The sequence below is a fragment of the Paracoccus alkenifer genome, assembly GCF_900108405.1.
Taxonomy (GTDB): Bacteria; Pseudomonadota; Alphaproteobacteria; order Rhodobacterales; family Rhodobacteraceae; genus Paracoccus; species Paracoccus alkenifer.
Genome location: NZ_FNXG01000004.1, coordinates 361,599 through 368,942, shown reverse-complemented (window position 1 = coordinate 368,942; position 7,344 = coordinate 361,599). Strand labels below are relative to the sequence as shown.

Here is a 7,344-nt window from a genome sequence, read left to right as displayed (position 1 = left end):
GGGTCGAGCGTGGGGCGGTGAACGTGGGCGACGAGCTTGAAATCGTCGGGATCCGCGACACCAAGAAAACGATCTGCACGGGCGTGGAAATGTTCCGCAAGCTGCTGGATCGCGGCGAGGCGGGCGACAACATCGGCGCGCTGCTGCGCGGCGTGGACCGCGACGGTGTCGAGCGTGGTCAGGTGCTGTGCAAGCCGGGTTCGGTCAAGCCGCACACCAAGTTCGAGGCCGAGGCCTATATCCTGACCAAGGAAGAGGGCGGGCGCCACACGCCGTTCTTTGCGAACTATCGTCCGCAGTTCTATTTCCGGACCACCGACGTGACCGGGACGGTGAAGCTGCCCGAGGGCACGGAAATGGTGATGCCTGGCGACAACCTCAAGTTCGAGGTCGAGCTGATCGCCCCGATCGCGATGGAAGAAAAGCTGCGCTTTGCGATCCGCGAAGGCGGCCGCACGGTTGGAGCAGGGGTCGTCGCCAAGATCCTCGAGTGATCGCGTAGGGTGCGTGGTCCCCACGCACCATGCCGAAACAACAAACCCGCCCCCGAAACGGGGCGGGTTTTTTGATGGCCGGGGACTAAGCCACGGGCGCGTTACGACACCATCGGTCGGCCAACGATCCGTTATGCCGGGGCGTTGCGCGGACATACTCTGGATTTCACATTCCGGGAACGTGCCAGCGGCAAGGTTTATGTCAGCGAGATGAAATGTGAGATCGAGTATCAGAATTTCCGATATTTCGTTCTGGAAAGATCCGACCAGCTTGCACATCACCAGAAGCCGGCATTCCATGCATTTCTAGATGCCGCGAATAAAGCGCTTGGCCAAACCGTCCATGTCGGCCGGAAGGTAGTGGAAACTGACGGAGCCATACTGGTCTGGGGGGCCGTTACTCCGGCGGGACGGGAATCAGTCATGGAAGAGATGGGTTTCTACGATGTCCTTTCCCTAGAGAAGATATGCGAAGATTTGGTCGAATGGCGTAGCGAGCTATATATCGAGTTCCTCAACGCTCGCCGAGACTGGTGCAATCAGCTGTTCTGCGGGCTTCTGGGAGAAGCTGGCGCAGCGCCATTGGATCCGGCCCAACAGGCAGCGCCTTGATGATTCGCCTGGCCTGAACCTGGCCGCTTCGGCTTGAATGGTTGCTGTTCGGACTGTCCTCTGCGCCGCCACCCCATTGCCCCCGCCCCGCACTTGCCGCAATCTCGCGCGGGAACGGAGGCCACAATGACCCACGACTGCCTGTTCTGCCGCATTGCGCGAGGTGAATTGCCCGCCCATATTGTCCATGACGACGATCAGGTGATGGCCTTTCTTGACCTGCATCCGATCCGCGCCGGTCATGCGCTGGTCATCCCCAAGGCGCATCACGTCTGGTTCGAGGACATCCCCCCGCCTTTGGCCGCGCGGGTGATGGAGGTCAGTCAGACGCTGTCGCGGCGGATGAAGCGGCTTTACGGGGTCGAGCGGGTGGCGATGTTCTTTACCGGCATCCATGTGCCGCACGCCCATGCCCATGTGGTGCCGATGCACCATGTCCACGACGTGACCTCGCAGGTCTATCTGGCCGAGGGGGTTGATGGCTACACCACTCCGCCGCCGCTGCCCGCGGACGAGATGGCGGGGATCGCGCGCGCGCTGTCGCGGGACTAGCGATGCCGCCCGGTTTCCTCGACCCCGCGGTGCTGCATCCGATGCGGTTTCCCGACGGGCGGGTGAACCGGGGGCTGGTGCATCTGGCGCGCGCCATCGACCATCCGAATATCCGGGTGGGGGATTTCACCTATGCCTCGGCCTTCGATCCGCCCGCGGACTGGGCGGCGCGGCTGGCGCCCTATCTTTACCCCGGCGCGCCCGAGCGGCTGGAGATCGGGCGGTTCTGCCAGATCGCGGAAGGGGTGCGGATCATCACCGCCTCGGCCAACCACCCGATGGCGGGGATCAGCACCTATCCGTTTGCGATCTTCGACCATCAGCGGGTGGGGGATTACATCGACCAGATCACCGGGCTGCCGGACACGGTGATCGGCCATGACGTGTGGATCGGGGACGGCGCCACCGTCCTGCCGGGCGCGCGGATCGGCAGCGGGGTGATCATCGGCGCGGGCGCGGTTGTCGGCGGGATGGTGCCGGATTATGTCGTCGTCGCCGGCAACCCGGCCCGCATCATCCGCCACCGCTTCGATGCCGGAACGGTGAAGCAGTTGCTGGCGCTGGCGTGGTGGGACTGGCCCGCCGCGCGCATCGCGCGGGCGACGGCGGCGCTGGCGCGGGGTGACGTGGCGGCGTTGGCGGAACTCGCCCCCTGACGCGGCGCTTTCGCTGCAACCGGGCAACGGAAAGGACAACCATGTTCAGCTGGTTCGAGCGCCGGCTCGACCCCTATCCGCAGGATCCGCCGCAGATGCCGCCGCGCACGCTGGCCGGGTTCGTGCTGCATTATTCGCGGGGCGCGCTGCCGTGGCTGGTGCTGCTGGCGGCGGCCTCGGGGCTGATCGCGGCGCTTGAGGTGGTGCTGTTCGGCTATCTGGGCGAGCTGGTGAACCGGCTGGCCGACACGCCTCGGGCCGAGTTCTGGGCGCTCGAGGGGCCGCGGCTGTGGCGCATGGCGGCGCTGCTGCTGCTGGTGCTGCCAGCGCTGAACATCCTGGGCGCGCTGGTCATGCACCAGACGCTGCTGGGCAATTTCCCGCAGCGCATCCGCTGGCAGGCGCATCGCTATCTGCTGCGCCAGTCGATGGGGTATTTCCAGGATGAATTCGCCGGGCGGATCGCCACGCGGCTGATGCAGACCGCGCTGGCGGTGCGCGAGGTCGCGATGAAGCTGATGGACGTGGCGGTCTATGTGCTGGTCTATTTTGCCGGGGCGCTGTGGCTGGCGGCCTCGCAGGACTGGCGGCTGGCGCTGCCGTTCGCGGCCTGGGGGCTGGGCTACGGGGCGCTGCTGTGGGTGCTGATCCCGCGGCTGGGCCGCGCGGCCGAGGCGCAGGCCGGGGCGCGTGCCGGCATGACCGGACGCATCGTCGATGCCTATACCAACATCGCCACGGTCAAGCTGTTCAGCCATTCCGCCCGCGAAGAAGCCCATGCCCGCGAATCGATGGACGAGTTTCTTGGCACGGTCCACTGGCAGATGCGGCTGTCGGCGGCGCAGGACATGGTGCTGAACCTGCTCAACCATGTGCTGGTCGCGGTGACGGCGGCGCTGGGGCTGTGGCTGTGGACCCGCGGCGAGGTCGAGGTGGGGGCGCTGGCGGTGGCGGTGCCGCTGGCGATGCGGCTGAACAACATGAGCCACTGGATCATGTGGGAATTCGCGGCGCTGTTTGAAAATATCGGCACCGTGCGTGACGGCATTGCCGGGCTGGCGCTGCCGCGGATGGTGGTCGATGCGCCGGGCGCGCAGCCCTTGCGCGTGACCGCCGGGGCGGTGCGGTTCCGCGACGTGACCTTTCGCTATGACGCCGCCCCGGGCGAGCGGCCGATGGCGGTGCTGGACGGGCTGACGCTGGACATCGCGCCGGGCGAGCGGATCGGGCTGGTCGGGCGCTCGGGGGCGGGGAAATCCACGCTGATCAACCTGCTGCTGCGGTTCCACGATGTGGAAACGGGGCGGATCGAGATCGACGGACAGGACATCGCGCAGGTCACGCAGGATTCGCTGCGCGCCGCCATCGGGGTGGTGACGCAGGATTCGGGGCTGCTGCACCGCTCGGTGCGCGACAACATCGCCTATGGCCGCCCCGATGCCTCGGGGGCCGAGATCGAGGCCGCGGCCACGGCGGCCGAGGCCACCGGGTTCATCCCGCGCCTGGCCGATGCGCAGGGGCGCAAGGGGTTGGAGGCGCATGTGGGCGAGCGCGGCGTCAAGCTGTCGGGCGGCCAGCGCCAGCGCATCGCCATCGCAAGGGTGGCGCTGAAGGACGCGCCGATCCTGGTGCTGGACGAGGCCACCAGCGCGCTGGACAGCGAGGTCGAGGCCGCGATCCAGTCGCAGCTTGAACGGCTGATGGCCGGCAAGACCGTGATCGCCATCGCCCACCGCCTGTCCACCATCGCCGCGATGGACCGGCTGGTGGTGATGGACGACGGCCGGATCATCGAGCAGGGCACCCATGCCGAGCTGCTGGCGGCCGGCGGGCTTTATGCGCGGCTGTGGAGCCGGCAGTCGGGCGGGTTTCTGACCGATGCCGGCGCGGGTTGAGGCGCGGCTGCGGCTGGGGGCTGTCTGCCCCCAGGCCCCCGAGGATATTTGAAGCAAGATGAAGCAAGCGCAGCGGGCCCGCGCATTTCCGGCTTGCGTGCGCCTGCGTCCTGTCCTAATCGGACGGCGGCCTAGGGGTATAGCTCAGTTGGTAGAGCATCGGTCTCCAAAACCGAGGGTCGGGGGTTCGAGTCCCTCTGCCCCTGCCAGCCCAACCGGATTGCGGGACCGCGCGGCATGACGCTGACGATCCATCTGGGTGCGCACAAGACCGCCTCGACCCATTTGCAGCAAAGCTTGCAGGCGCTGGCGCCCGCGATGCTGGCGGCCGGGATCCATTACAGCGGCCCGCCGCAGTGGCGGGACGGGATGGCGCGGCTGGGGCCGCTGCTGGGCGCGGGCATCGTGCCGGGGCGGCAGCGGGGCCGGCTGCGCTGGCGGCTGGACCGCATCGCCGAGACCTGGCCCGAGGTGGTGATTTCCGAAGAAAACATCCTGGGCAGCCTGCGGCGCGAGGGGCTGATGGGGCCGGGCAATCTGGTCTATCCGGACGCGGTCCCGCGGTTGCGGCGGCTGCTGGGGATGCTGCGGCACCGGCCGGCGACGATCTGTCTTGCGGTGCGCGAGCCCTCGGCGTTTCTGACCTCGGCGTTCTCGATGCAGTTGCAGGCGGGGGTCGAGCTGGATTTCCGCGCCTATCTGGCCGGGTTCGATCCGCTCGCGCTGTCGTGGGAGGGGTTGGCCCGGCGGCTGCTGGGGGTGCGCGGCGTGGCCCGGCTGGTGGTGTGGCGCTATGAGGATTATGCCGCGCTGCGCCCCCGGATCCTGGCGCAGTTCCTGCCGCAGGCGCTGGTCGCGCGGGCGGGCGACCCCGGCGCGTCCGTGGTCGGGCTGTCGCAGCCGGCATGGCGGCATCTGCTGGCGCAGGGGATCGCGCAGCCCGGCCCCGCCGCCGCGCAGCTTGCGCAAGAGGCCAAGGCGCTGTTTCCCCGGGAACCCGGGCATCCGGCGCTGGCGCTGTTTGATGCAGACACCGTGGCGCGCAGCGCTGCGGCCTATCGGCAGGATCTGGCGCGGCTGGCTGCCCTGCCCGGGGTGGCGCTGCTGGCGCCCTAGTCGCGCAACCCGCGCTTGCACCGGCCGCGGGTCCGGCCTATGCCGAATCATGCTGTCGCAGAAATCCCGCCACGCGCTGCACGCGATGCTGTTTCTGACCCGCAAGGGCGCCAGTGCCACTGCGGCCGAAATCGCGGCGGCGGAAAACATCCCGCACAAGTTTCTGGAACAGATCCTGTCGCAGCTGCGCTCGCGCGGGTTGGTGATCGGCAAGCGTGGCCCCACCGGCGGCTATGTGCTGTCGCGCGACGCCGCGCAGATCAGCTTTGCCGAGGTGCTGCGTGCGATCGACGGCCCGCTGGCGCTGGCCCCTTGCGCCAGCCGCACCGAATATCGCCCCTGTCCCGACTGCCGCTCGGTCGAGGAATGCGAGATCCGCCCGGTGCTGATCGCCGTGCGCGACGCCACCGCCGCGCGGCTCGAAGGCACCTCGCTGGCGCAGGCGGCGGCCGGTGAAACGCCCGAGTTTTCCCCCTGACACGCCCCTGGCTGTGCGCGGGTTCCGCCCGCACTTGCTTTTGCGGGGCGTGGGGATTATTTCAGCGGCTGCAACGCAAGGGATGCCCATGACCAACCCCGCCCAGTTCATCAGCCAGGTCCGCGCCGAAGCCGCCAAGATCATCTGGCCCGCGCGGCGCGAGGTCATGACCACCACGCTTATGGTGTTCGTCATGGCGGGGCTGTTCAGCCTGTTCTTTTTCGTGGTCGACCTGCTGATCCGCAGCGGCGTCTCGACGGTCCTGCGCACCGTCGGCTAAGGGGTCCGCGGCCCGGCAACCGGCCGCCGATGCTTGCATTCCTTTCCGGGGGCGGATATGTCGCCCCGACCTGCCCGGTTAGCGGCGTGCACCGATTCGGTCTGCGCGCCGTTTCAGTTTTCGGGCCGACGCGGCCGGTCACGCGCCGCAGCATTACAGCAGGGGACGATCAAGGCGATGGCAAAACGGTGGTATTCGGTCAGCGTCCTGTCCAACTTTGAAAAGAAGGTGGCAGAGGCGATCCGGCAGGCCGTGGCCGAAAAGGGCCTTGAGGACGAAATCGACGATGTCGTCGTGCCGACCGAGGAAGTGATCGAGATCCGGCGCGGCAAGAAGGTCACGTCCGAACGCCGCTTCATGCCCGGCTATGTGCTGGTCCACATGGACCTGTCGGACAAGACCTATCACCTGGTCAATTCGATCAACCGCGTCACCGGGTTTCTGGGTTCGCAGGGCAAGCCGATGCCGATGCGCGACGACGAGGTGAACGAGATGCTGTCCCGCTCGGGGCAGGGCGGGGCCGAGGTCGCGCCGCGCAACCTCATCCGCTTTGAGGTCGGCGAAAAGGTCAATGTGACCGACGGCCCGTTCGAAGGTTTCTCGGGCATGGTCGAGGAAGTCGACGAGATTTCCAGCCGGGTAAAGGTGACCGTCTCGATCTTTGGCCGGCCGACCCCGGTCGAACTGGAATTCACGCAGGTCGCCAAGACCTCGTGATGTGTCTGCGGGAGGTTGCGGCCCCATCGGGGTCGCGCCGGACCGCTAAATCGGCCCCGATCCCGGGGCGTGATGACAAGGAGAAGGCCAGATGGCCAAGAAAATCGTCGGCAGCCTCAAGCTGCAAATCAAGGCGGGGCAAGCCACCCCGTCCCCGCCCGTCGGCCCGGCCCTGGGTCAGCGCGGCATCAACATCATGGAATTCTGCAAGGCGTTCAACGCCCGCACGCAGGAAATGGAACAGGGCGCCCCGATTCCGGTGGTGATCACCTATTACGCGGACAAGTCCTTTACCTTTGAAACCAAGACTCCGCCCGCGACCTTTCTGCTGAAAAAAGCCGCCGGGCTGAAGTCCGAGGGCAAGCGCAACCGCGCCAAGGGTTCGGAAAAGCCCGGCCGCCAGAGCGCCGGCACCGTGACCGCCAAGCAGGTGCGCGAGATCGCCGAGCTCAAGATGAAGGATCTGTCGGCGACCGACATCGACGCGGCCATGCAGATCATCCTCGGCTCGGCCCGTTCCGTCGGCATCGAAGTGAAGGGCTGA

General features: G+C 67.3%; 10 protein-coding genes and 1 tRNA gene. All 11 read left to right on the top strand.

The genetic code is table 11. The features are described 5' to 3' along the window. On the top strand, window positions 1–494 hold a 494-nt coding region (locus tag BLW83_RS12085), incomplete at its 5' end, for an EF-Tu C-terminal domain-related protein (RefSeq protein ID WP_245728823.1). Between the two features lie 144 nt (window positions 495–638). After that, window positions 639–1,106, top strand: coding sequence for a hypothetical protein (locus BLW83_RS15515; RefSeq protein WP_143042834.1), 468 nt, complete (start codon window positions 639–641; stop codon window positions 1,104–1,106). A gap of 126 nt (window positions 1,107–1,232) precedes the next feature. Further along, the gene (locus BLW83_RS12080; protein ID WP_090848477.1) at window positions 1,233–1,658 is read left to right on the top strand and encodes an HIT family protein; all 426 of its coding nucleotides are present in this window, start codon (window positions 1,233–1,235) and stop codon (window positions 1,656–1,658) included. 2 nt (window positions 1,659–1,660) lie between these two features. Beyond that, window positions 1,661–2,314, top strand: a complete 654-nt coding sequence (locus BLW83_RS12075) for a CatB-related O-acetyltransferase (RefSeq protein WP_090848476.1) — start codon at window positions 1,661–1,663, stop codon at window positions 2,312–2,314. Window positions 2,315–2,355: 41 nt separating this feature from the next. Beyond that, window positions 2,356–4,209 (top strand): ABC transporter ATP-binding protein, encoded by a 1,854-nt coding sequence (locus tag BLW83_RS12070; RefSeq protein ID WP_090848475.1) that lies wholly within the window; start codon window positions 2,356–2,358, stop codon window positions 4,207–4,209. A gap of 133 nt (window positions 4,210–4,342) precedes the next feature. Next, a tRNA-Trp gene (locus tag BLW83_RS12065) sits at window positions 4,343–4,418 on the top strand. Between the two features lie 28 nt (window positions 4,419–4,446). Continuing rightward, a complete protein-coding gene (locus BLW83_RS12060) occupies window positions 4,447–5,325 on the top strand; it encodes a hypothetical protein (RefSeq protein WP_090848474.1) in 879 nt (292 codons plus the stop codon). Window positions 5,326–5,374: 49 nt separating this feature from the next. Then, a complete protein-coding gene (locus BLW83_RS12055) occupies window positions 5,375–5,803 on the top strand; it encodes an RrF2 family transcriptional regulator (RefSeq protein ID WP_090848473.1) in 429 nt (142 codons plus the stop codon). Window positions 5,804–5,891: 88 nt separating this feature from the next. Beyond that, the gene (gene secE, locus BLW83_RS12050) at window positions 5,892–6,083 is read left to right on the top strand and encodes a preprotein translocase subunit SecE (protein ID WP_425433957.1); all 192 of its coding nucleotides are present in this window, start codon (window positions 5,892–5,894) and stop codon (window positions 6,081–6,083) included. 177 nt (window positions 6,084–6,260) lie between these two features. Then, complete coding sequence (gene nusG / locus BLW83_RS12045) at window positions 6,261–6,800, top strand: transcription termination/antitermination protein NusG (protein ID WP_090848471.1); 540 nt, start codon at window positions 6,261–6,263, stop codon at window positions 6,798–6,800. A 91-nt stretch (window positions 6,801–6,891) separates the two neighbouring features. Beyond that, window positions 6,892–7,344, top strand: a complete 453-nt coding sequence (rplK, locus tag BLW83_RS12040; protein ID WP_090848470.1) for a 50S ribosomal protein L11 — start codon at window positions 6,892–6,894, stop codon at window positions 7,342–7,344.

Excerpts from the sequence above, each read along its gene's own strand:
- secE (WP_425433957.1), top strand. The coding sequence starts at position 5,892 with ATGACCAACCCCGCCCAGTTCATCAGCCAGGTCCGCGCCGAAGCCGCC.
- rplK (WP_090848470.1), top strand. The coding sequence starts at position 6,892 with ATGGCCAAGAAAATCGTCGGCAGCCTCAAGCTGCAAATCAAGGCGGGG.
- nusG (WP_090848471.1), top strand. The coding sequence starts at position 6,261 with ATGGCAAAACGGTGGTATTCGGTCAGCGTCCTGTCCAACTTTGAAAAG.
- BLW83_RS12075 (WP_090848476.1), top strand. The coding sequence starts at position 1,661 with ATGCCGCCCGGTTTCCTCGACCCCGCGGTGCTGCATCCGATGCGGTTT.
- BLW83_RS12055 (WP_090848473.1), top strand. The coding sequence starts at position 5,375 with ATGCTGTCGCAGAAATCCCGCCACGCGCTGCACGCGATGCTGTTTCTG.
- BLW83_RS12080 (WP_090848477.1), top strand. The coding sequence starts at position 1,233 with ATGACCCACGACTGCCTGTTCTGCCGCATTGCGCGAGGTGAATTGCCC.
- BLW83_RS12060 (WP_090848474.1), top strand. The coding sequence starts at position 4,447 with ATGACGCTGACGATCCATCTGGGTGCGCACAAGACCGCCTCGACCCAT.
- BLW83_RS12070 (WP_090848475.1), top strand. The coding sequence starts at position 2,356 with ATGTTCAGCTGGTTCGAGCGCCGGCTCGACCCCTATCCGCAGGATCCG.